Origin of the sequence: Streptomyces sp. 1222.5 (assembly GCF_900105245.1) — a bacterium.
GTDB lineage: Bacteria > Actinomycetota > Actinomycetes > Streptomycetales > Streptomycetaceae > Streptomyces > Streptomyces albidocamelliae.
In genome coordinates this window covers 6370833-6394255 of record NZ_FNSZ01000001.1, presented here as the reverse complement: position 1 = coordinate 6394255, position 23423 = coordinate 6370833, and the positions used below count along the sequence as shown (strand labels likewise).

Below are 23423 nucleotides of genomic sequence, written 5' to 3'. Positions count from 1 at the left end.
TTGGCCAACTGCCGTTGTCGTGACGGCGCCCCGGAGGGGGTCACGCATACTGGACGACACGTGATCACCGGTCGCGGTGCCACGGCCGACGACCGTTCGAGGGGGCCCCGTTGCCGTTCACGCTCAGCCACGCGGCGGCCGTGCTGCCCGCACTGCGCCGGGACGGCAGCGGGCGGGCCGGACTGGTGCCGGCGGTGCTCGTCGCGGGTTCCTTCGCGCCGGACCTGACCTACTACACGGCGGGCGTCCTGCCGGACGCCATGGAATTCGGCGCGGTCACCCACGGGTTCGCCGGGGTCGTCACGGTCGATGTGCTCATCGCGTGGGCCCTGGTGGGGTTGTGGCTGCTCGTCCGGGAGCCGCTGGTCGCGTTGCTGCCCCGGGCACGGCAGGGCCGGCCGGCCGCCGTGCTGCGCTGCGGGGCGCCCCGCGCGCGGGTGCGGGCCGCCGCTGCGGGCAGGTGGTACGGCTCGGCGGTGCTCGGTGCGCTGACCCATGTGGTGTGGGACGCGTTCACGCATCACGACCGGTGGGGGACACGGCTGATTCCGGCCATCGGACGGGACCGTCCGGCGGGCCTGCCGCTGTTCTCGTGGCTGCAGTACGGCTCGTCCGTGGCCGGGGCCGTGGTGATCGCCACCGTTCTGGTACGGGCGCTGCGGCGGGCGCCGCGTTCCGGGCCCGCCGGGGTGCCGGTGCTGTCCGTGCGCGACCGGTGGTGGGCGCTGGCGGTGCTCGGCGGCTGCGCGCTGGCCGGGGCGGTGCAGCGGGTCGCGCGGTTCGAGGAGCTGCGGGGTGAGCCGGCGCGGGCGTGGGACCTGCTGCCCACCCTCTGTTTCGGGGTGGGCGCCGGATCGCTGCTCGGTGTGCTGCTGTACGCGGTCGGGGTCAGGGTGTGGCGTCCGTGCCGGGTTCCGGACGCTCCTGTGGAGGCCGGGAGCCCCGCTGGGACGGTCGGGTCCGGCCGGGGGCGGCCGGTCTCTCGGTGAGGGACGCGACGAAGACGGTGAGGGTGGGCCGGGGGCGTGATCTCGGGAGCGCGGTGAGCGCGAGCGCGAGATAGCCGCGGGTCAGGTCGGCCCACTGGCGCCAGTCCGGGGCGTGGCCCGTGCGGGCGGTCAGGCCGGCGAGCCCGCGTCTGACGCGGTTCGCGGCCCTGCGTACGGTCGTGCCCGGGGCTGCCGGGATGCGGGCGGTGCTTGCGTCGGCCGCGAGGGCCGGGACCGGCGAGGCGGGCATGGCCTGCGCCGAGGCGGTGACCGCCCAGGCCCGGGTGACTGCCTCGGGCGTCCGGCGGTGAAGCATGCGTATACCCATGCCCGCAGTTTTGCGGCTGCGGAGGCCGGGGGGCGTTTTGGCGGGGGCCACGTGAGTGACGCCCCTTCCGGGGGTTCGGCCGACGGGTGGTATCGGCGCCGGGTCGTATGAAGCGCTGGTGAGGGGTGGGTCCGACTGGTGCGCTCGGGCAGGGGGCCGGGTGCGGGACGGTCGCGCACCGCGGATCCGGGAGGCCGAGGTCACGGGCACGGCCGGGCCGTGAGCGGGCTGGGCCTGTGCGCGTCGGGGGCCCGCCCTGTGCGGGCGTTGCTGCGGCAGGTTCGGTTCCGCTTCGGTTCCGCCGGGGCGCCCTGCAGGAGCCGGTGAGCCCGGCACCGCCGGAAGACGCCTGGGGGCGGGAGCGGGCCGGGGGGGCGCCGCCTGCCCCCGCATACGACGCCCCTGGCTAGGGCGCCGCGGGCTGGGCCTGTGCGCGGCCGGGAGCCGCTCTGTGCGGGCGTTGCGGCAGGTTCGGTTCCGCTTCGGTTCCGCCGGGGGCGCTCTGCGAGTGCCGGTGAGCCCGGCCCGGGGGCGGGAGCGCCGTGGCGGGGACAGGGGCATCGGCGTGGTGCCAGGGGCGCCGCAGCCCCCCGCATACGGCGCCTCTGGCGAGGGCGCCTCTACACCCGCTCGATCTTCACGCGACCTCACGCGACCGGCGAGGAGCCTCTCCGGTGCCCGTGGGCGGGACGCCCCGCGGCCCGGACCGATGTCCCGGTGAGGCACGCCTGTCGGTCAGGGGCGCCGCGCACGTTGCGCCCCTGGCCGACGGGCATCGCGAGACGCCGCCGCCCCCTGCCCCACAGAACCCGGCTCAGGGCACCCCGCGGCCGCGGGACCCCCTGCTGAAGCGCCGCAGGCTAGTGCGCTGCCGACTCCCAGTCCGGGCCCACACCGACCGAGACGTCCAGAGGGGCTCGGAGCTGGACGGCGGCGGCCATCTCGCGGCGGACGATCTCCTCCGCGGCCGCACGCTCGCCCGGGGCGATCTCCAGGACGATTTCGTCGTGGACCTGGAGGAGCATGCGGGACTTGAGCTCCGCCGCCCGCAGCGCGCTGTCCACCTTGAGCATGGCGATCTTGACGATGTCCGCCGCCGTGCCCTGGATGGGCGCGTTGAGGGCCATCCGCTCGGCCGCCTCACGGCGCTGACGGTTGTCGCTGTTGAGGTCCGGCAGATAGCGGCGGCGACCGAAGATCGTCGCCGTGTAGCCCGTCGCCCGGGCCTCGTCGACCGCCCGGCGCAGGTAGTCCCGGACCCCGCCGAAACGCTCGAAGTAGGCGTCCATCAGGGCGCGCGCCTCGGCCGCCTCGATGTTCAGCTGCTGGGACAGGCCGAACGCGGACAGGCCGTAGGCGAGCCCGTACGACATCGCCTTGATCTTCCGCCGCATCTCGGCGTCGACCGCGGCGGGCTCGACACCGAACACCTGGGAGGCGGCCGTGGTGTGCAGGTCCTCGCCGGAGGTGAACGCCCGGATCAGGCCCTCGTCCTCGGAGAGGTGGGCCATCACCCGCAGCTCGATCTGGCTGTAGTCGGCGGTCATCAGGGACTCGAAGCCCTCGCCGACGACGAAACCACGGCGGATCGCCCGGCCCTCGTCCGTGCGGACCGGGATGTTCTGCAGGTTCGGGTCCGTGGAGGAGAGACGGCCGGTCGCGGCGACCGTCTGGTTGAAGGTGGTGTGGATACGGCCGTCACCCGCGATGGCCTTGATCAGGCCCTCGACGGTGACGCGCAGCTTCGCCTGCTCCCGGTGCCGCAGCATGATCACCGGAAGCTCGTTGTCGGTCTGGGTGGCGAGCCAGGCCAGGGCGTCGGCGTCGGTGGTGTAGCCGGTCTTGGTCTTCTTCGTCTTCGGCAGGGCCAGCTCGCCGAAGAGGACCTCCTGGAGCTGCTTGGGCGAGCCCAGGTTGAACTCGTGACCGGCGGCGGCGTGGGCCTCCTTCACGGCCTGCTGCACCGCGCCGGCGAACATCTGCTCCATCGCCTCGAGGTGCGTGCGGTCGGCCGCGATGCCGTGCCGCTCCATGCGGGCGAGCAGGGCGGAGGTGGGCAGCTCCATGTCCTGGAGCAGGTCGGCGGCGCCGACCTCCGGCAGCCGGGCCTCGAAGGCCTCGCCCAGGTCCAGGACCGCGCGGGCCTGGATCATCAGGGCCTCGGCCTCGGCGCCCTCGTCCGCACCGAAGGCCAGCTGGCCGTCGGCCGCGGCGGCCGGGACCAGCTCGCGGTGCAGGTACTCCAGGGACAGCGCGTCCAGGTCGAAGGAGCGCCGGCCCGGCTTGACCAGGTAGGCGGCGAGCGCCGTGTCCATGCGGACGCCCTCGATGCTCCAGCCGTGCTCGGCGAAGACGCGCATGGCGCCCTTGGCGTCGTGGAACACCTTGGGGCGGCCGGCGTCGGCCAGCCAGGCCGTGAACGCGTTCTCGTCGGCCTCGTCCAGCTCGGCGGGGTCGAACCAGGCGGCCGCTCCCCCGCCCGCCGCGAGGGCGATCTCGGCGACCGAGCCGGTGCCCAGCGCCCAGGTGCCGACGGTGGCGACGCCCAGGGTCTCCCCGCCGTGCTCGGCCAGCCAGGGGGCCAGCTCGCCGGTGCGCAGGATCGTGCCGTCGAGTTCGACACCCTCCGTGGTGACCGGGGTGGTCTCGGCCTCCTCGGCGCCGGGGTCGACGGCGAAGAGCCGCTCGCGCAGGGACGGATTGCGGATCTCCAGGGTGTCCAGGATCATCGCGACGGCCTTGCGGTCGTACGGGGTCCGCTCCAGGTCCGTGACCGTCCTCGGCAGCTCGACCCGGCGCTCCAGCTCGGTGAGCAGGCGGTTGAGCTTGACGGCCTCCAGGTGGTCGCGGAGGTTCTGCCCGGCCTTGCCCTTGACCTCCTTGACCCGCTCGACCAGATCGGCGAAGGACCCGAACTGGTTGATCCACTTGGCGGCGGTCTTCTCGCCGACGCCGGGGATGCCGGGGAGGTTGTCGGACGGGTCGCCGCGCAGGGCCGCGAAGTCCGGGTACTGGGCGGGCGTCAATCCGTACTTCTCGAGCACCTTCTCCGGGGTGAACCGGGTCAGCTCCGAGACGCCCTTCGTCGGGTAGAGCACGGTGGTGTGCTCGGTGACGAGCTGGAAGGAGTCGCGGTCGCCGGTGACGATCAGCACCTCGAAGCCCTCGGCCTCGGCCTGGGTGGCGAGGGTGGCGATGACGTCGTCCGCCTCGAAGCCGTCGACCGCGAAGCGCGGCGCGTGCATCGCGTCGAGCAGCTCGCCGATCAGCTCGACCTGGCCTTTGAACTCGTCCGGGGTCTTGGAGCGGTTCGCCTTGTACTCCGTGAACCGCTCGGAGCGCCACGTCTTGCGCGAGACGTCGAAGGCCACCGCGAAGTGCGTGGGCGCCTCGTCACGCAGGGTGTTGGCCAGCATCGACGCGAAGCCGTAGATCGCGTTCGTCGGCTGGCCGGTCGCGGTCGTGAAGTTCTCCGCGGGCAGCGCGAAGAACGCGCGGTAGGCCAGCGAGTGCCCGTCCATGAGCATCAGCCGTGGACGGATGCCGCCGGGGGTCTTGTCGGTCTTCTTCGATGCTGTCTCTGCCACGTCCCCGATCCTGCCACGCCGCACTGACACTCCGGGCGGGGCGGTTCGCGGGCCGCCGTCGGTCGCCGGTCCGGCACCCGCGGTGGTTCCCGTCCGCACAGGGGGCGGACGCCTGGTCAGCGGCGCGTGGGAGGATCGTCGCCGTACTTCTCACACGCTGTCGAAGGGGGAGCGGGCGATGGCGACGAAGCCGCCCAAGGGTGATCCGGTCCAGGACGCGCCGCAGGTCGCGGAGCCGAAGCACGCCGCCGCGGGACTGCCCGCCATCGGGCACACGCTGCGCATCGCCCAGCAGCAGATGGGTGTGCGGCGCACCGCGCTGACGCTGCTGCGCGTGAACCAGAAGGACGGCTTCGACTGCCCGGGATGCGCCTGGCCCGAGCCGGACCACCGGCACAAGGCGGAGTTCTGCGAGAACGGCGCGAAGGCGGTCGCCGAGGAGGCCACGCTGCGCCGGGTCACCCCGGAGTTCTTCGCCGCCCACCCGGTGGCCGACCTGGCCGGCCGCAGCGGCTACTGGCTGGGGCAGCAGGGGCGGCTCACCCACCCGATGTACCTCCCCGAGGGCGGGGAGCACTACGAGCCGGTCGGCTGGGAGCGTGCCTTCGACATCATCGCCGAGGAGATCGCGGCGCTGGACTCCCCCGACGAGGCCGTCTTCTACACCTCGGGCCGCACCAGCAACGAGGCGGCGTTCCTGTACCAGCTCTTCGCGCGCGAGCTGGGCACGAACAATCTGCCGGACTGCTCGAACATGTGCCACGAGTCGTCGGGTTCGGCGCTGTCCGAGACCATCGGCATCGGCAAGGGCAGCGTCCTGCTGGAGGACCTGCACCAGGCCGACCTGATCATCGTCGCCGGGCAGAACCCGGGCACGAACCACCCGCGCATGCTGTCCGCGCTGGAACGGGCCAAGGCCGGCGGCGCGAGGATCATCAGCGTGAACCCGCTGCCCGAGGCGGGTCTGGAGCGGTTCAAGAACCCGCAGACCCCCAAGGGCATGCTCAAGGGCGCCGCCCTGACCGACCTGTTCCTGCAGATCCGCATCGGCGGCGACCAGGCCCTCTTCCGCCTGCTCAACAAGCTGGTCCTGGAGACGGACGGCGCGGTCGACGAGGCGTTCGTACGCGAGCACACCCACGGATTCGAGGAGTTCGCCGCGGCCGCCCGTGCCGCCGACTGGGAGGAGACGCTCGCGGCGACGGGTCTGTCCCGGTCGGAGATCGAGGAAGCCCTGCGCATGGTGCTCGCCTCGGAGCGGACCATCGTCTGCTGGGCCATGGGCCTCACCCAGCACAAGCACTCCGTGCCGACCATCCGCGAGGTCGTCAACTTCCTGCTGCTGCGCGGCAACATCGGCCGTCCGGGCGCGGGAGTGTGCCCGGTGCGCGGGCACAGCAACGTGCAGGGCGACCGGACGATGGGCATCTTCGAGCGGCCCGCGCCGGCCTTCCTGGACGCGCTGGAGAAGGAGTTCGGGTTCGCGCCGCCGCGCGAGCACGGCTTCGACGTCGTCCGGGCCATCCGCGCGCTGCGCGACGGCGAGGCGAAGGTGTTCTTCGCCATGGGCGGCAACTTCGTCTCCGCCTCCCCCGACACCGAGGTGACCGAGGCGGCGATGCGGCGCGCGCGGCTGACGGTGCACGTGTCGACCAAGCTGAACCGCTCGCACGTCGTCACGGGCGCGCGGGCGCTGATCCTGCCGACGCTGGGCCGTACGGAGCGCGATCTCCAGGGCAGCGGTGAGCAGTTCGTGACGGTCGAGGACTCCATGGGCATGGTGCACGCCTCGCGCGGGCGGCTCGCGCCGGCGGGTCCGGGGCTGCTGTCGGAGCCGGCGATCGTGTGCCGGATGGCGCGCCGGGTGCTCGGTGAGGGCAGCGTCGTGCCGTGGGAGGAGTTCGAGAAGGACTACGCGGCGATCCGTGACCGCATCGCGCGCGTGGTCCCCGGGTTCCAGGACTTCAACGCGCGCGTGGCCCGGCCGGGCGGCTTCACCCTGCCGCACGCCCCGCGCGACGAGCGCCGTTTCCCGACCGCCACGGGCAAGGCGAACTTCACGGCGGCGCCGGTGGAGTTCCCCGAACTGCCCGAGGGCCGGCTGCTGCTGCAGACCCTGCGGTCGCACGACCAGTACAACACCACGATCTACGGGCTCGACGACCGCTACCGGGGCATCACGGGCGGGCGCCGGGTGGTGCTGGTGAACCCGGAGGACGCGCGGCGGCTGGGGGTCGCCGAGGGAGCGTACGTGGATCTGGTCGGCGAGTGGCGGGACGGCGTGGAGCGGCGGGCGCCCGGGTTCCGCGTCGTCCTGTATCCGACAGCCCGGGGCTGTGCGGCGGCCTACTACCCCGAGACCAACGTGCTGGTGCCGCTGGACGCCACGGCCGACACCAGCAACACCCCGGCCAGCAAGTCCGTCGTCGTACGGCTGGAGCACCGGACGCCGGACCTCGCGGACCGCGCGGGGAGCCGTCTGGAACAATCGGCGACCGACTGAGCGTTTGCTCAGCCAGAGACAGGTGTACGACGAACGGAGCCGGGCCGATGGGTGAGCAGCAGCGAGTGAAGTTCCCGCAGGAGATCATCGACGAGTACGCGGCGCTCGGCGTGGACCTGCCCGCCCTGTTCTCGGCCGGTCACCTCGGCACGCGGATGGGTGTGCAGATCCTGGAGGCCGGCCCGGAGAAGGTCGTCGGGACGATGCCGGTGGAGGGCAACACCCAGCCGTACGGACTGCTGCACGGTGGCGCCTCGGCGGTGCTGGCGGAGACCCTGGGCTCGGTCGGCTCGATGCTGCACGGCGGCAGCTCGAAGATCGCGGTGGGCGTGGACCTGAACTGCACCCACCACCGCGGTGTCCGTTCGGGCCTGGTGACCGGCGTGGCCACGCCCGTGCACCGGGGGCGTTCGACGGCGACGTACGAGATCGTGATCAGCGACGAGGAGGGCCGCCGGGTCTGCACGGCCCGCCTCACCTGCCTCCTGCGGGACGTGCAGCAGGGCGACGCGCCCAGCCCCCGCCCCACCACCGACTGACCGCCCTTCCCGAGTCGCCCGCCCCCTGCCCCACAGCCGCCCCGACAACCTCGCGGCTGTGGGGCCAGAGGCCCCCCTCCGCCTCCCGACTCCGGGCACCGGCACCGGCACCGGCACCGGCCGAGTGACCGGCCCCCTGGGTCTCTCCCTCTTCCGCGGCCCGCCCCGCCTCGGCAGGGCCGTTGCCCCTTCCCACCCCTCCCCCTTAGCTTCGGCACATGGGACGGCGAGGAGGCCTCCGTGCGGGGGCGAGGTTCCTGGTGCTCGGGCCGGCGCTCTCGGCACTGCTCGTGGTGACCGGCTGCGACCGGTCCGGCGGCGCGCCGCACACCGCGCCCGCCCCCGCACCCGCCCCCGCGACACCCGGCTCGGCACCGGGCTCGGCGTCGGCGGCCTCTGACGCCGAGCTGTGCACCCGGCTCGTCGCGCACTGGTCGCGCCAGGCGCTCGACAGCGGCACCTACGGCGATTACCAGTCGATGGGCCTGTCCAACGGGCAGTACGAGCTCCTCCGGGACGTCGTGGACGCGGCACGGGTCGCGAAGCGGCACCAAGGCACCGCGCGTGTCGATAAGTTGATCGATCGTCAGGCGCGTCGGGCATGCACCGAGCGCTACCGTGACGGGACCCCGAGCGGAGGCCCCTGGCAGTGAGCGGCATCGGCCCCCTGGAACCCGGCGAAGGCACCACCGCCCAGGACAACTCGCCTACCGAGCAAGCGCGTTCGGTCGGCCGGACGCGTACCGCGCTCGCCGGCCGGTACGCCCACCACCGGCGGCTGACCCTCTCCCTCGTCGCGCTGGCCGTCCTCCTGGCGGGCGGTGGATACCTCTACGGCACCCGGCCGCGGCAAGCTCCGCCGGCCCCTACTCCCCAGCCGTCGGGGGCGCCTTACCCCGCACAGGTGGTGGACGTGACGTACCTGGAGGACCTGCCCACCGCAGCCGGCGCCCCGCCGCACAGCTTCCGCTTCGGGGTGCTGGTGGGCGTGGATTCCGGGCCGCCGGTCACCGTGACCCGGGTGACCCAGCCGTACGCGGGGCTGACGCTGACGACGGACCCTGTGGCGCCCTTCCGGACAAGGGCGGGTTCGGCCCGCATGATCACCATAACGATGCACGTGACCGAATGCGGAAAAGTTCCCATGGACGCCGGGATGCCTTTCCTGGACGTAACTCTGCGTAATACGCGTGCAATACAAAACCACAGTTTCATCCTCGGTCCGCGCTACGCGCAGCACCTCTCCCAGGCCCTGAAAGTCGCCTGCAGCAACAGTGGTGGGTAATCACCAAAACCCCCGAGACACCTGAACGGATCTCGGTGGGTCCTGCGGGTTCTCACAATGCGGACGGGGCGAAACGGCCGGAATTCCGCCGTTCCCCCCACCAGGTACCGCTCTGCATTACCTCGTGTCATAACAAGAGCGTCACAGCCTTGGTCAGACTCTCCTCCACGTTGTCCACACACGCTTAGAGTCACGGCCAGTCACCGCGCCGCCGGATTCTCCACTCCGGCCCGTCACTCTTCGGCCAGGCGCGCGGCTCGACCGCCTCCACGGGGATGCGGTCGTTCAGCGGAAAGGACTGATCGTGCGTCAACGTTCGCTCATCGCCATCACCGCCGCCCTGGCGGCGGGAGCACTCACCCTCACCGCCTGCGGCTCGCGCGACAGCGGCGACAAGGGCTCGGACTCCAACGGCGGCGGCACCACCGTCGTCATCGGCGTCGACGCCCCGCTGACCGGCGACCTGTCCGCTCTCGGCCTGGGCATCAGGAACTCGGTGGACCTCGCGGCCAAGCAGGCCAACAAGAAGAACTACGTCAAGGGCGTCACCTTCAAGATCGAGGCCGCGGACGACCAGGCGCAGCCCTCTTCCGGCCAGTCGAACGCCACCAAGTTCGTCGGCGAGAAGGACGTCCTCGGTGTCGTCGGCCCGCTGAACTCCTCCGTCGCCCAGTCGATGCAGAAGGTCTTCGACGACGCGAAGCTGGTCGAGGTCTCCCCGGCCAACACCAACCCGGCGCTGACCCAGGGTGACGACTGGCAGAAGTCGAAGACCCGGGCGTACAAGTCGTACTTCCGCACCGCGACCACGGACGCCATCCAGGGCCCGTTCGCCGCGCAGTACGTCTACAACAAGGCCAAGAAGAAGAAGGCCTTCATCATCGACGACAAGAAGACGTACGGCGCCGGCCTCGCCGCGACGTTCAGCGACGAGTTCAAGAAGCTCGGCGGCAAGATCGTCGGCACCGAGCACATCAACCCCGACACCAAGGACTTCTCCGCGGTCGCCACCAAGGTGAAGAACTCCGGTGCCCAGGTGGTCTACTACGGCGGCGAGTACCCGCAGGCCGGCCCGCTCAGCAAGCAGATCAAGGCCGCCGGTGCCAAGATCCCGCTGGTCGGCGGCGACGGCATCTACGCCGACGACTTCATCAAGCTGGCCGGTGCCTCCGGCACCGGTGACCTCGCCACCTCGGTCGGCGCGCCGGTCGAGACCCTGCCGTCCGCCAAGGAGTTCGTCGCCAACTACAAGGCGGGTGGCTACAAGGAGGCCTACGCGGCCTACGGCGGTTACTCCTACGACTCCGCCTGGTCGATCATCGAGGCCGTCAAGAAGGTCGTCGACGACAACGGCGGCAAGCTGCCGGACGACGCCCGCGCGAAGGTCACCGAGGCCATGCAGAACGTCTCCTTCGACGGTGTGACCGGCAAGGTCTCCTTCGACGAGTACGGTGACGCGACCAACAAGCAGCTCACCGTCTACTCCGTCACGGGTGGCGCCTGGAAGGCCGTGGAGTCCGGCACCTACAACGGCAGCTGACCCACAACCCGCATCACCTGAGCCGCGCGGGGCGCTGTTCCACTGGCGCCCCGCGCGGACTCGCATCCGGCCTCATCCGTCGAACTTTCCGAACGTCTCGGAGGACTTGCGGTGAACGAACTGCCGCAGCAGCTGGTCAACGGCCTGCTACTAGGATCCATGTACGGGCTGGTCGCCATCGGCTACACAATGGTCTACGGCATCGTCCAGCTCATCAACTTCGCCCACGGCGAGATATTCATGACCGGCGCGTTCGGCGCGCTCACGGTCTACGCGTACATCCTGCCCGACGGCACCTCGATGTGGGTGGCCCTGCCACTGATGCTCATCGGCGCCATCCTGGTGGCCGTCACCGTCGCCGTCGGAGCGGAACGATTCGCCTACCGCCCTCTGCGCACCGCCCCGCGTCTCGCGCCCCTCATCACCGCCATCGGCCTCTCCCTGGCCCTCCAGCAGGCGGTGTGGGCCTGGTACCCGGGCGCCAAGAGCGCCCGCACCTTCCCGAGCATCCCGGGCGGTCCCTTCGAGATCGGCAATGTCACCATCCAGACGGGTGATGTCTTCCTGGTCGCCGCCGCCCCCCTCAGCATGGCCTTCCTCGCCTACTTCGTGATGCGCACCCGCACCGGACGCGGCATGCAGGCCACCGCCCAGGACCCGGACACCGCGAAGCTGATGGGCGTCAACACCGACCGCATCATCGTGATCGCGTTCGCCCTCGGCGCCGCCTTCGCCGCCGTCGGATCGGTCGCCTACGGCCTGAAGTACGGTCAGATCGACTTCCGCATGGGCTTCATCCTCGGTCTGAAGGCCTTCACCGCGGCCGTCCTCGGCGGCATCGGCAACATCTACGGCGCCATGCTCGGCGGCCTCGTCCTCGGTGTCGCCGAGGCTCTGTCCACCGCCTACATCGCGGACATCCCCGGCATGGACAAGTTCGGCAGCCAGTCCTGGGCAGACGTCTGGGCGTTCGTACTCCTCATCCTCGTGCTCCTGTTCAGGCCACAGGGCCTGCTCGGTGAGCGCGTCGCGGACAGGGCGTGACACCGATGACCACACAGACCACCGCAGCAGAGACGCCCAGCACCCCCACGGCCGCCCAGGCCGGCCTGATCGGTCTGCCCGCGCCGCTCGGCCGCGCCCTCGCCACCGGCGGCGGCGTCCTGACGATCGTCTCCACCTTCCTCGCCTGGACCTGGACCGCCGCGTTCCCCGGTGACCTCACGGTCTACGGCTACCCGGGCGGCCTGCAGGTCCTCGTCCTGATCGGCGGCATCCTCACCACCCTCTTCGGCGTCGCCTCCTACGGCGTCAAGGGACTGGGCTGGCTGACCCCCGGCAGCGCCGACAGCGCCCTGAAGACGGCCGCGCTCGGCACGTTCGCCACCGCCTGGTACACCGTCCTCGCCATCAGCGCCAAGCTGGGCGGCCTGGTGAACCTGGAGCCCGGCGGCTACGTCGTCGCCGTCGCCACGCTCGCCGCCCTGCTCGGCGCGCTGGCCCTGCCGTTCGAGCGCCCGGAGCCCGAGCCCTTCGACCCGGACGACACCGGCCGCGAGCGGTTCCGCCACCAGAGCCGCCAGAAGTGGAACAACGTCAAGGCGGCCTTCGCCTCCGAGGCCCCGGCCCCGGCCCGCAAGCTGCCGGCCTACGCCGAGATCCTCGTCATCGTGGCCGCCATGGCCCTCGGTCTGATCGTCTTCACCTACGGCATCGGCACCGAGTACGACCAGCTGTTCATCGGCTTCCTCCTCACCGCCGGCTTCGGCTTCGGCGCGCTCGCCAAGGCCGGGCTCGTGGCCCGGGTCTCGGCGATCACCGCCCGCCACCGCAACATCACCATGGCCGGCGCCTTCGCCGCCGCGGCCGCCTTCCCGCTCACCCAGTCCGACGACCAGTACGCGACGATCGGCGTCTACATCCTGATCTTCGCCACCGTCGCCCTCGGCCTGAACATCGTCGTCGGCCTCGCCGGCCTCCTCGACCTCGGTTACGTCGCCTTCCTCGGTGTCGGCGCCTACACCGCGGCCCTGGTCTCCGGCTCCCCCTCCTCGCCCCTGCACGTGCAGTGGCCCTTCTGGGCCTCCGCCCTGCTCGGCGCGGCGGTCGCCATGGTCTTCGGCGTCCTCATCGGCGCCCCGACCCTGCGACTGCGCGGCGACTACCTCGCCATCGTGACCCTCGGCTTCGGTGAGATCTTCCGCATCACCGTCCTCAACATGGACGGCACCTCCGGCCCCGACGTCACCAACGGCTCCAACGGCATCTCCTCGATCCCCAACCTGGACATCCTGGGCTTCGACTTCGGCCAGGAACACCAGTTGCTGGGCGCCACCGTCGGCCGGTTCGCGAACTACTTCCTGCTGATGCTGCTCATCACGTTCATCGTGGTCGTGGTCTTCCGGCGCAGCAGCGACTCCCGCATCGGCCGCGCCTGGATCGCCATCCGCGAGGACGAGACCGCCGCGCTCGCCATGGGCATCAACGGCTTCCGGGTCAAGCTCATCGCCTTCGCCCTGGGTGCCGCCCTCGCCGGTCTCGCCGGCTCCGTCCAGGCCCACGTCACCTACACGGTCACCCCGGAGCAGTACCAGTTCGCGCACGTCGTGCCGCCCAACTCGGCCTTCCTGCTGGCCGCGGTGGTCCTCGGCGGCATGGGCACCATCGCCGGTCCGCTGGTCGGCGCCGCGCTGCTGTACCTGATCCCCGCCAAGCTCCAGTTCCTGGGCGACTACCAGCTCTTCGCCTTCGGCGTCGCGCTCGTACTGCTGATGCGCTTCCGTCCGGAGGGCCTCATCCCCAACCGGCGCCGGCAGCTCGAGTTCCACGAGGAGACCGAAGCGCCCGCCGTCCTCAGCAAGGCAGGGGCCTGACCACGATGACTACCGACACCACCACCAAGGACGCCGCCCCCGGCGCCTCCACCCCCGGCGAGGTCGTCCTCGACGCACGCGGCGTCACCATGCGGTTCGGCGGCCTGACGGCCGTACGGAACGTCGACCTCACCGTCAACAGCGGCGAGATCGTCGGTCTGATCGGCCCCAACGGCGCCGGCAAGACGACCTTCTTCAACTGCCTGACCGGCCTGTACATCCCCACCGAGGGCGAGGTCCGCTACAAGGGCGGGGTACTGCCGCCGAAGTCCTTCAAGGTCACCGCGGCCGGCATCGCCCGCACGTTCCAGAACATCCGCCTGTTCGCCAACATGACGGTCCTGGAGAACGTGCTCGTCGGCCGGCACACCCGCACCAAGGAGGGCCTGTGGTCCGCGCTCCTGCGCGGACCGGGCTTCCACCGTGCGGAGAAGGCCTCCCGCGAGCGGGCCATGGAGCTGCTGGCGTTCGTGGGCCTGGACAAGAAGGCCGAGCACCTGGCCCGCAACCTCCCCTACGGAGAGCAGCGCAAGCTGGAGATCGCCCGCGCCCTCGCCAGCGAGCCCGGTCTGCTGCTCCTCGACGAGCCGACGGCCGGCATGAACCCGCAGGAGACCCGGGCCACCGAGGAACTGGTCTTCGCCATCCGGGACATGGGCATCGCCGTCCTCGTCATCGAGCACGACATGCGCTTCATCATGAACCTGTGCGACCGGGTGGCCGTGCTCGTGCAGGGCGAGAAGCTGATCGAGGGCGACAGCGCGACCGTCCAGGGCGACGAGCGGGTGATCGCCGCCTACCTGGGCGAGCCCTTCGAGAACGCGCCCGGCGACGACGAGGTCGCCGAGGTCGAGGCTGCCGAGGCGCAGGCCGAGACCACGACGGACGCCGCGCCCGGCAAGGAGAACGACCGATGACCGCACTGCTCGAAGTCGAGGACCTGCGGGTCGCCTACGGCAAGATCGAAGCCGTCAAGGGCATTTCGTTCAAGGTCGAGGCCGGCCAGGTGGTCACCCTCATCGGCACCAACGGCGCCGGCAAGACCACCACCCTGCGCACGCTGTCCGGTCTGCTCAAGCCGGTCGGCGGCCAGATCAAGTTCAACGGCAAGTCGCTGAAGAAGGTCCCCGCCCACCAGGTGGTCTCGCTGGGCCTCGCCCACTCCCCCGAGGGGCGGCACATCTTCCCGCGCATGACCATCGAGGACAACCTGCGCCTCGGGGCGTTCCTGCGCAACGACAAGCCGGGCATCGAGAAGGACATCCAGCGCGCCTACGACCTGTTCCCCATCCTCGGGGAGCGCAGGAAGCAGGCGGCCGGCACCCTCTCGGGCGGTGAGCAGCAGATGCTGGCGATGGGCAGGGCGCTGATGTCCCAGCCGAAGCTGCTGATGCTGGACGAGCCGTCCATGGGTCTGTCGCCGATCATGATGCAGAAGATCATGGCGACGATCGCCGAGCTGAAGTCCCAGGGCACCACGATCCTGCTGGTCGAGCAGAACGCCCAGGCGGCGCTCTCGCTCGCCGACCGGGGTCACGTCATGGAGGTCGGCAGCATCGTCCTGTCCGGCACGGGTCGGGACCTGCTCCACGACGAGTCGGTGCGCAAGGCCTACCTCGGCGAGGACTAGACGCTCGGCCGGCCCGTCGTGACCGGTCACGCGGAATTGCCCGCGCCCCCTGCGAGGGGGCGCGGGCAATGTCGTGTGCGCGGGGGCGGGCGTCAGCCGTTCTTCGCGGCCTTCTTCTCCTCGTTGTCCGCGATGACGGCCTCGGCGACCTGCTGCATCGACATCCGGCGGTCCATGGACGTCTTCTGGATCCAGCGGAAGGCGGCCGGCTCGGTCAGGCCGTACTCGCTCTGCAGGACGGACTTCGCCCGGTCGACCAGCTTGCGGGTCTCCAGCCGCAGGGTGAGGTCGGCGACCTCCTGCTCCAGCTGCTTCAGCTCGGTGAAGCGGGAGACGGCCATCTCGATGGCCGGCACGACATCGCTCTTGCTGAACGGCTTGACCAGGTACGCCATCGCGCCGGCGTCGCGGGCGCGCTCGACGAGGTCGCGCTGCGAGAAGGCGGTGAGCATCAGGACCGGCGCGATGGACTCCTCGGCGATCTTCTCGGCCGCGGAGATGCCGTCCAGCTTGGGCATCTTCACGTCCAGGATGACCAGGTCGGGCTTGTGCTCACGGGCCAGCTCCACGGCCTGCTCACCGTCGCCCGCCTCCCCGACGACGGTGTACCCCTCCTCCTCCAGCATCTCTTTCAGATCGAGCCGGATCAGGGCCTCGTCCTCGGCGATGACGACTCGGGTCGTCAGCGGAGGCACGTGCGACTTGTCGTCGTCGGGCGCGTCCACGGGCTGGGGCGACTCGGGGGTCACGGGGGCTCCTCGTTCAGGGCAGGGGCACTGCTGACAAGAGCCTACCTAGCTGCGGTAAGGTGGACGCGCGGAGGGTCGGGGGAAACCTTGGATTCTGCGAGCCCCGGTAGCCCAATTGGCAGCAGGCAACGGATTCAAAACCCGTACAGTGTCGGTTCGAGTCCGACCCGGGGCACTTTTCCTTGGTTTCCAAGGTCAGCATTCCGCGGGTCCCCTCCGAGAGAGGGGCTTTTTTTCGCGCCTTGCCACCGTCGGAATTCATGCCTTCGGGCTGTCGTCCTCGCCGATGTGGTGGACTCGGACCATGTTGGTCGCGCCGGGGACGCCGGGCGGGGAGCCGGCCGTGATCACCACGATGTCGCCCTTCCGGCAGCGGCCGTACCTGAGGAGCAGGTCGTCCACCTGGTCGACCATCGCGTCCGTGGAGTCCGCGTGCGGGCCGAGGAAGGTCTCGGCGCCCCAGGTGAGGCTGAGCTGGGAGCGGGTGGCCTGCTCGGGGGTGAAGGCGAGCAGCGGGATCGGCGAGCGGTAGCGGGAGAGCCGGCGGGCCGTGTCGCCCGACTGGGTGAACGCGACCAGGAACCTGGCGCCGAGGAAGTCGCCCATCTCGGCGGCGGCCCGGGCGACCGCGCCGCCCTGGGTGCGCGGCTTGTTCCGTTCGGTCAGCGGCGGCAGGCCCTTGGCCAGCATGTCCTCCTCGGCCGCGGCGACGATCTTCGCCATGGTGCGCACGGTCTCGACGGGGTACTTGCCGACGCTGGTCTCGCCGGAGAGCATCACCGCGTCGGTGCCGTCGAGGACCGCGTTGGCCACGTCGGACGCCTCGGCGCGGGTCGGCCGGGAGTTGTCGATCATCGAGTCGAGCATCTGGGTGGCGACGATGACCGGCTTGGCGTTGCGCTTGGCGAGTTTGACGGCGCGCTTCTGGACGATCGGAACCTGTTCCAGGGGCATCTCCACGCCGAGGTCGCCGCGCGCGACCATGAGGCCGTCGAAGGCGGCGACGATGCCGTCGAGGTTGTCGACGGCCTGGGGCTTCTCGATCTTGGCGATCACCGGGAGGCGCCGGCCCTGCTCGGCCATGATGCGGTGCACGGCCCTGACGTCGTCGCCGCTGCGGACGAAGGAGAGGGCGACGACGTCGAAGCCGGTGCGCAGCGCCCAGCGCAGGTCGTCCTCGTCCTTCTCGGAGAGGGCGGGGACGGAGACGGCCACGCCGGGGAGGTTGAGGCCCTTGTGGTCGGAGATCACTCCGCCCTCGATCACGCGGGTGTGCACGCAGGGGCCGTCGACCGCGGTGACCTCCAGGCAGACCTTGCCGTCGTCCACGAGGACGCGTTCGCCGGGGGTGACGTCGGCGGCGAGGCCGGCGTAGGTGGTGCCGCACCGGTGGCGGTCGCCCTGGACGCCGTCCTCCACGGTGATGGTGAAGGTGTCGCCGCGTTCAAGGAGTACGGGTCCTTCGGCGAAGCGGCCGAGCCGGATCTTCGGGCCTTGAAGGTCGGCGAGAAGTCCGACGCTGCGGCCGGTCTCGTCGGCCGCCTTGCGCACCCGCTGGTAGCGCTCCTCGTGGTCGGCGTGCGTGCCGTGGCTGAGGTTGAAGCGGGCGACGTCCATTCCGGCCTCGACCAGTGCCTTGATCTGGTCGTACGAGTCGGTGGCGGGCCCCAGAGTACAGACGATCTTTGCTCGGCGCATGGTTCGAGCCTAGGCCTTACCCGCGGGTAGAGAATCTGGGCCGCATGACGACTCAACCACCTTTGCGTGAAGCCTTATTGACAAGTGTTGAATTGTGCGACGGCCCGCTCCTATGAGCGAATTCCCTGGGTGCCGGCCAGGAGTTCGGGGAAGAGGTCACCAGATCGCAACCTCCCGGCCCTGTTGCCGCACGTCATGCCCAGGTCAGAATCTACGCGCGTTGTCGACCGTTCGCCGAGGAGCCGAGAGATGCCGTTGAACCGCCGGAAGTTCCTGAAGAAGTCCGCCGCCACCGGAGCGGGAGTGGCGATCGCCGGTGCGGCGGCTCCGGCGGCCGAGGCGGCCGAGCGGACGAAGCCCGGTCACCCGGCGAAGCGGTACTCCCTGACCGTGATGGGCACGACCGACCTGCACGGCCACGTCTTCAACTGGGACTACTTCAAGAACGCGGAGTACTCCGACAAGGCCGGCAACGCCACGGGCCTGTCCCGGATCTCCACCCTGGTCAACCAGGTGCGCGCGGAGAAGGGCCACTGCAACACGCTGCTGCTGGACGCCGGTGACACCATCCAGGGCACCCCGCTGACGTACTACTACGCCAAGGTCGACCCGATCACCGCCAAGGGCGGCCCCGTGCACCCGATGGCGCAGGCCATGAACGCGATCGGGTACGACGCCGCCGCGCTCGGCAACCACGAGTTCAACTACGGCATCGAGACCCTGCGCCGGTTCGAGGAGCAGCTCGACTTCCCGCTGCTCGGCGCCAACGCGGTCGACGCCAAGACGCTCAAGCCGGCCTTCCCGCCGTACTTCGTCAAGACGTTCCACGTGCCGGGCGCCAAGCCGGTCAAGGTCGCCGTCCTCGGTCTGACCAACCCGGGCATCGCCATCTGGGACAAGGCCTACGTCCAGGGCAAGCTGAAGTTCGAGGGCCTGGAGGAGCAGGCCGCGAAGTGGGTGCCGAAGCTGAAGGCGCTCGGCGCGGACGTGGTCGTGGTCTCCGCGCACTCGGGCACGTCGGGCACGTCGTCGTACGGCGACCAGGTGCCGTACGTGGAGAACGCGGCCGCCAACGTGGCCAAGCAGGTGCCGGGCATCGACGCGATCCTGGTCGGCCACGCGCACCTGGAGATCCCGGAGCTGAAGGTCGTCAACGAGAAGACCGGCCGGACCGTCGTGCTGTCCGAGCCGCTGTGCTACGCCGAGCGGCTCACCCTCTTCGACATCGAGCTGGTGTTCAGCAAGGGCCGGTGGGAGGTCGAGTCGGTCTCCGCGTCGCTGCGCAACTCCAACTCGGTCGCCGACGACCCGAAGATCACCAAGCTGCTCACCGACGAGCACGCCAAGGTCGTCGCGTACGTGAACCAGGTCGTGGGCCGGGCGACCGAGACGCTGACCACGGTCGACGCCCGCTACAAGGACGCCCCGATCATCGACCTGATCACCAAGGTCCAGGAGGACGTGGTCAAGGCCGCGCTCAAGGGCACCGAGTACGCCTCGCTGCCGGTGATCGCCCAGGCCTCGCCGTTCTCCCGTACCTCGGAGATCCCCGCGGGCGACGTGACCATCCGGGACCTGTCGAGCCTGTACGTGTACGACAACACGCTGGTGGCGAAGCTGATGACGGGCGCCCAGGTGCGCGCGTACCTGGAGTACTCCGCGCAGTACTACGTCCAGACCGCCGCCGACGCCGCCGTCGACGTGGAGAAGCTGACCAACGCCGGGGGCCGTCCGGACTACAACTACGACTACGTCTCGGGACTGGCGTACGACATCGACGTCGCCCAGCCGGCCGGTTCGCGGATCAAGAACCTGACCTTCGGCGGGGCGGCGCTGGACGACGCCCAGCAGTTCGTGCTCGCGGTGAACAACTACCGCGCCAACGGCGGCGGCGCCTTCCCGCATGTCGCCACGGCCAAGGAGCTGTGGTCGGAGTCGACGGAGATCCGTACCCGGATCGCGGAGTGGGTCACCGCCAAGGGTGAGCTGGACCCGAAGGACTTCGCCTCGGTGGACTGGAAGCTGACGCGCAACGGCACGCCGATGTTCTAGCGTCTCCTCGATGACGGGCCGACGGCGTCGGCGCTCGCCTGCGCGAGCGCCAACGCCGTTTCCGTGCCGCGCACCGCCCGCACGGGCGGTCAGCCGTCGACGAGCGGGGTCAGCTGCCGTACCGGGCGGGCCTGCGGCACACGGGTGCGGGCGTCGTCGAGGCCGAAGCTGGTGAAGGCCGTCCGGGTGGGCAGCGGGTACGTCTCCTTGCCGGTGAGCGTGTTGAGGATGGTGGCACTGCGCCAGGCGGCGAGGCCGAGGTCGGGGGCGCCGACGCCGTGGGTGTGCAGCTCGGCGTTCTGGACGTGGATCGAACCGGTCACCGAGGGGTCGAGGACGAGCCGGAACTCCTCGTCGATGCGCGGGCGTTCGCTGCCGTCCCGGCGCATGTAGGGGTCGAGTCCGGCGAGGATGCGGTCGAGGGAGCGCTCGCGGTAGCCGGTGGCGAGGACGACCGCGCCGGTGGTGAGCCGGGAGCGGCTGCCCTGCTGGAGGTGCTCCAGGTGGAGTTCGACCTTCGTGGTCGCGATCCGGCCGGCCGTGCGGACCTGGACGCCGGGGGTGAGGACGGTGTCGGGCCAGCCCCCGTCGAGGGTGCGCCGGTACAGCTCGTCGTGGATGGCGGCGAGGGTGCCCGCGTCGATGCCCTTGTGCAGCTGCCACTGGGCGGCCACCAGGCGGTCGCGGACCGGCTCGGCGAGGGCGTGGAAGTAGCGGGTGTAGTCGGGTGTGAAGTGCTCCAGGCCGAGTTTTGAGTACTCCATCGGCGCGAACGCCTCGCTGCGGCCGATCCAGTGCAGTTTCTCGCGGCCGGGCGGTCGGTGCCGCAGCAGGTCGAGGAAGATCTCGGCGCCGGACTGTCCGGAGCCGACGACGGTGACGTGGCCGGCGGCGAGGACGGTGTCGCGGTGGGCGAGGTAGTCGGCCGCGTGGACGACGGGCACGCCGGGCGCGTCCACCAGGGGCTTGAGCGGGTCGGGCACGTGCGGGACGGTGCCGACACCGAGGACGATGTTGCGGGTGTGGGTGCGGCCGAGGGCTTCGGCCTCGCCGTCGGCGTCGAGCTGGGTGAAGTCGACCTCGAACACGTCCCGTTCGGGGTTCCAGCGGACGGCGTCGACCTGGTGGCCGAAGCGCAGCCCGGGGAGGCTCTGTGCGACCCAGCGGCAGTAGGCGTCGTACTCGGCGCGCTGGATGTGGAAGTGCTCGGCGAAGTAGAAGGGGAAGAGCCGCTCGCGGTTCCTGAGGTAGTTCAGGAAGCTCCAGGGGCTGGTGGGGTCGGCGAGCGTCACCAGGTCGGCGAGGAAGGGCACCTGGATGGTGGCGCCGTCGATGAGCAGGCCGGGGTGCCAGTCGAAGCCGGGGCGCTGTTCGTAGAAGACGGCGTCGAGTTCGGCGAGCGGGTGGGCGAGGGCGGCGAGAGAGAGGTTGCACGGGCCGATGCCGATGCCGACCAGGTCGCGGGGGGATGTGGGTTCGTGGCACGCGGGGGTGGTCATCCGGTGGTTGTTCTTTCTGCGAGTTCGAGGAGCTGGGCCAGTTCGTCCGGCCCGGTGTGGGGGTTGAGGAGGGTGGCCTTCAGCCAGAGGCGGCCGCCGAGGCGGGCACGGCCGAGGACCGCCCTGCCCTCCTCCAGCAGCCCGCGGCGTACGGCGGCCACGGTGTCGTCGTCGGCGCCGGCGGGCCGGAACAGGACCGTGCTGATCACGGGCCGGCCGTACAGCTCGAAGCCGGGGTGCGTGTGGACGAGGGCCGCGAACTCGCGGGCACGGGCGCACACCTGGTCGACCAGGGCACCCAGTCCGCTGCGGCCCAGGGTCTTCAGGGTGACGGCGATCTTGAGGATGTCGGGGCGACGGGTGGTGCGCAGTGAGCGGTCGAGCAGGTCGGGGTATCCGGCCTCGGTGTCGTCGTCGGCGTTGAGGTAGTCGGCGCGCTGGTGGAGGGCGGCGAGTTCGCGGGGGCGGGCCGCGGCGAGGAGGCCGGCGGCGACCGGCTGCCAGCCGAGTTTGTGCAGGTCGAGGGTGACGGTGTGGGCGGCTTCGAGTCCGGCGAGCTTGTCGCGGTGCCGGTCGCTGAAGAGGAGGCCTCCGCCGTAGGCGGCGTCGACGTGCAGGCGGGCACCGTGGGCGGTGCACAGCCCGGCGATCTCGGGGAGCGGGTCGATGAGGCCGGCGTCGGTGGTGCCGGCGGTGGCGGCGACCAGGAGGGGCCCGGTGAGGCCGGTGAGGACGTGGTGCAGCGCGGCCGGGTCGAGGATGCCGTTCGGCGTCGGGACGACGACCGGGTCGGGCAGGCCGAGCAGCCAGGCGGCGCGCGGCAGCGAGTGGTGGGCGCCCGCTCCGCAGACCAGTCGCAGGCCGCTGCCGTGCGCCTCGCGGGCGAGGAGCAGGGCGAGCTGGTTGGACTCGGTGCCGCCGGTGGTGACGAGGGCGTCGGCGAGGCCTGCGGTGTGGGCGAGGGCGCGGGTGACCGCGGCTTCCAGGGCGGAGGCGGCCGGGGCCTGGTCCCAGGAGTCAAGGGAGGGGTTCAGGGCACTCACGGCGAGGTCGGCGGCGGTGGCCACGGCCAGCGGCGGGCAGTGCAGGTGGGCGGCGCACAGCGGGTCGGCGGGGTCGGCGGCGCCCGCGGCGAGCGCGTGCACGAGGGCGCGCAGGGCGTCGGGGTCGCCGTCGTCCGGGAGGACGTCCCCGAGGGTGTCGGCGAGGCGGGCGGCGACGGCCTCCGGTCCGCCGGCGGGCAGTGGTCCGCCGCGCGCCCGGCCGCCGGCCGCGAGCGCGTCGAGGACGGTGTCGAGGAGCGGCCGCAGGGCGTCGGGGCCGTCGGGTCCCGAGGCGAGGGGCGGCGGCGTGCTCATGGGTTTCCTCCGGGGCGCGGGAACGGGGTGCGGAGGCTTCGGCACGGACCTTTCCGTACGCGGTTTCCAGCTTGTACGGGAAGGGTGCCCCGCGTCCCGAAAGCCCGGGGATCAGTACCCGAAAGTGGGTACTGCCGTGCGAGGAAAACGTGTGGGGAGGTGGTCCCACGCGCTAACGTCGGTCGGATGGTTGACGCGTGGATGATCGACGTGCCCGGTGAGCGGGTGCTGGTGCGCGAACTCGGCCCGGCGGACGAGGGGCCGCTGCTCACGCTGTTCGACGAGTGCGAGGACTGGTTCGTGGCGGCGACGGGGCTGCCGTCGGGGCCGGGTGACGTGCAGAGCCTGTTCTACGCGCTGCCGGAGGGCGCGGACCCCGAGGACAAGGTGCTGCTGGTGCTGGAGCGGGACGGGGTGGTCGCGGGCGTGGTGGACGCCGTGCGGAACCATCCGGAGCCGGGTGCCGTGGCGGTGGGCCTGTTCCTGCTGGCGCCGTGGGCGCGGGGGCGCGGCCTCGGCCGGGCGCTGGCCGCTTCCCTGCTGGCCCGGGCGGGGGGCGGCACGGTGGTGACGGCCACGGTGCCGCCCGGCTGGGCCCCCGGTGAACGCTTCCTGCGGCGGCTCGGGTTCACCCTGGACGCCGTTCCGGCGGCGCGGCCGGATCCGGCCGGCCGTCGCCCGGGCCCGCGCGGGGCGGGCGTACGGCGGGCGGTTCTGCGGCCCGCCGGAGCCGAGGCCGCGGGCGGGCCGGGTGAGGGGGCGCGGCTGTGAGCCGCGGGCGGGCCGGGAGCGG

Annotated in this window: 17 protein-coding genes and 1 tRNA gene; 13 read left to right on the top strand and 5 right to left on the bottom strand. The window is 71.3% G+C overall.

The annotated features are described in order from the left end of the window. Nucleotides 1–110: 110 nt before the first annotated feature. Nucleotides 111–989: a DUF4184 family protein gene (locus BLW57_RS28865; protein ID WP_093478497.1), complete on the top strand. Its 879-nt coding sequence runs from the start codon at nucleotides 111–113 to the stop codon at nucleotides 987–989. A gap of 1188 nt (nucleotides 990–2177) precedes the next feature. Here BLW57_RS28865 and polA read toward each other — a convergent pair. Beyond that, a complete protein-coding gene (gene polA / locus BLW57_RS28855) occupies nucleotides 2178–4904 on the bottom strand; it encodes a DNA polymerase I (RefSeq protein ID WP_093478495.1) in 2727 nt (908 codons plus the stop codon). A gap of 178 nt (nucleotides 4905–5082) precedes the next feature. Between polA and BLW57_RS28850 the strand changes: the two genes are divergently transcribed. The 9 genes from BLW57_RS28850 to BLW57_RS28810 all read left to right on the top strand — a co-directional run bounded on the left by BLW57_RS28850 (nucleotide 5083) and on the right by BLW57_RS28810 (nucleotide 15274). Beyond that, entirely contained in the window at nucleotides 5083–7407 is a 2325-nt protein-coding gene (locus BLW57_RS28850; RefSeq protein WP_093478494.1) for an FdhF/YdeP family oxidoreductase, read from the top strand. 47 nt (nucleotides 7408–7454) lie between these two features. Beyond that, the gene (locus BLW57_RS28845; RefSeq protein ID WP_093478492.1) at nucleotides 7455–7946 is read left to right on the top strand and encodes a hotdog fold thioesterase; all 492 of its coding nucleotides are present in this window, start codon (nucleotides 7455–7457) and stop codon (nucleotides 7944–7946) included. A gap of 218 nt (nucleotides 7947–8164) precedes the next feature. Next, nucleotides 8165–8599 carry a hypothetical protein gene (locus tag BLW57_RS28840; protein ID WP_176985768.1) on the top strand — a complete coding sequence of 145 codons (435 nt, stop codon included), beginning with the start codon at nucleotides 8165–8167 and terminating at the stop codon, nucleotides 8597–8599. Continuing rightward, a complete protein-coding gene (locus BLW57_RS28835) occupies nucleotides 8596–9231 on the top strand; it encodes a Tat pathway signal sequence domain protein (RefSeq protein ID WP_093478491.1) in 636 nt (211 codons plus the stop codon). Before BLW57_RS28840 ends, BLW57_RS28835 begins: the two co-directional genes overlap by 4 nt. A 304-nt stretch (nucleotides 9232–9535) precedes the next feature. Next, on the top strand, nucleotides 9536–10771 hold the full coding sequence (locus BLW57_RS28830; RefSeq protein ID WP_073892733.1) for a branched-chain amino acid ABC transporter substrate-binding protein: 1236 nt from the start codon (nucleotides 9536–9538) through the stop codon (nucleotides 10769–10771). Nucleotides 10772–10882: 111 nt separating this feature from the next. After that, nucleotides 10883–11815: a branched-chain amino acid ABC transporter permease gene (locus BLW57_RS28825; protein WP_073892735.1), complete on the top strand. Its 933-nt coding sequence runs from the start codon at nucleotides 10883–10885 to the stop codon at nucleotides 11813–11815. 5 nt (nucleotides 11816–11820) lie between these two features. Next, nucleotides 11821–13644, top strand: coding sequence for a branched-chain amino acid ABC transporter permease (locus tag BLW57_RS28820; protein ID WP_093478489.1), 1824 nt, complete (start codon nucleotides 11821–11823; stop codon nucleotides 13642–13644). 5 nt (nucleotides 13645–13649) lie between these two features. After that, nucleotides 13650–14561 carry an ABC transporter ATP-binding protein gene (locus BLW57_RS28815; protein ID WP_093478488.1) on the top strand — a complete coding sequence of 304 codons (912 nt, stop codon included), beginning with the start codon at nucleotides 13650–13652 and terminating at the stop codon, nucleotides 14559–14561. Further along, a complete protein-coding gene (locus tag BLW57_RS28810; protein WP_093478486.1) occupies nucleotides 14558–15274 on the top strand; it encodes an ABC transporter ATP-binding protein in 717 nt (238 codons plus the stop codon). Before BLW57_RS28815 ends, BLW57_RS28810 begins: the two co-directional genes overlap by 4 nt. 92 nt (nucleotides 15275–15366) lie before the next feature. Here BLW57_RS28810 and BLW57_RS28805 read toward each other — a convergent pair whose 3' ends face one another. Further along, nucleotides 15367–16023, bottom strand: a complete 657-nt coding sequence (locus BLW57_RS28805) for an ANTAR domain-containing response regulator (RefSeq protein ID WP_073892743.1) — start codon at nucleotides 16021–16023, stop codon at nucleotides 15367–15369. Nucleotides 16024–16123: 100 nt separating this feature from the next. On the opposite strand from BLW57_RS28805, the gene BLW57_RS28800 reads away from it, so the two are divergent. After that, nucleotides 16124–16198: transfer RNA gene (locus BLW57_RS28800), tRNA-Leu, on the top strand. Nucleotides 16199–16281: 83 nt separating this feature from the next. Here the strand turns inward: BLW57_RS28800 and pyk are convergent. Further along, nucleotides 16282–17721: a pyruvate kinase gene (pyk, locus tag BLW57_RS28795; protein ID WP_093478485.1), complete on the bottom strand. Its 1440-nt coding sequence runs from the start codon at nucleotides 17719–17721 to the stop codon at nucleotides 16282–16284. 249 nt (nucleotides 17722–17970) lie between these two features. Between pyk and BLW57_RS28790 the strand changes: the two genes are divergently transcribed. Then, a complete protein-coding gene (locus BLW57_RS28790; RefSeq protein ID WP_093478483.1) occupies nucleotides 17971–19773 on the top strand; it encodes a bifunctional metallophosphatase/5'-nucleotidase in 1803 nt (600 codons plus the stop codon). Between the two features lie 89 nt (nucleotides 19774–19862). Here BLW57_RS28790 and BLW57_RS28785 read toward each other — a convergent pair whose 3' ends face one another. Then, nucleotides 19863–21272: a lysine N(6)-hydroxylase/L-ornithine N(5)-oxygenase family protein gene (locus tag BLW57_RS28785; RefSeq protein WP_093478482.1), complete on the bottom strand. Its 1410-nt coding sequence runs from the start codon at nucleotides 21270–21272 to the stop codon at nucleotides 19863–19865. Further along, on the bottom strand, nucleotides 21269–22630 hold the full coding sequence (locus tag BLW57_RS28780; RefSeq protein WP_093478480.1) for a pyridoxal phosphate-dependent decarboxylase family protein: 1362 nt from the start codon (nucleotides 22628–22630) through the stop codon (nucleotides 21269–21271). The genes BLW57_RS28785 and BLW57_RS28780 overlap by 4 nt, the downstream gene beginning before the upstream one ends. A 186-nt stretch (nucleotides 22631–22816) precedes the next feature. On the opposite strand from BLW57_RS28780, the gene BLW57_RS28775 reads away from it, so the two are divergent. Then, nucleotides 22817–23401, top strand: a complete 585-nt coding sequence (locus tag BLW57_RS28775) for a GNAT family N-acetyltransferase (RefSeq protein ID WP_256339612.1) — start codon at nucleotides 22817–22819, stop codon at nucleotides 23399–23401. Nucleotides 23402–23423 lie beyond the last annotated feature (22 nt).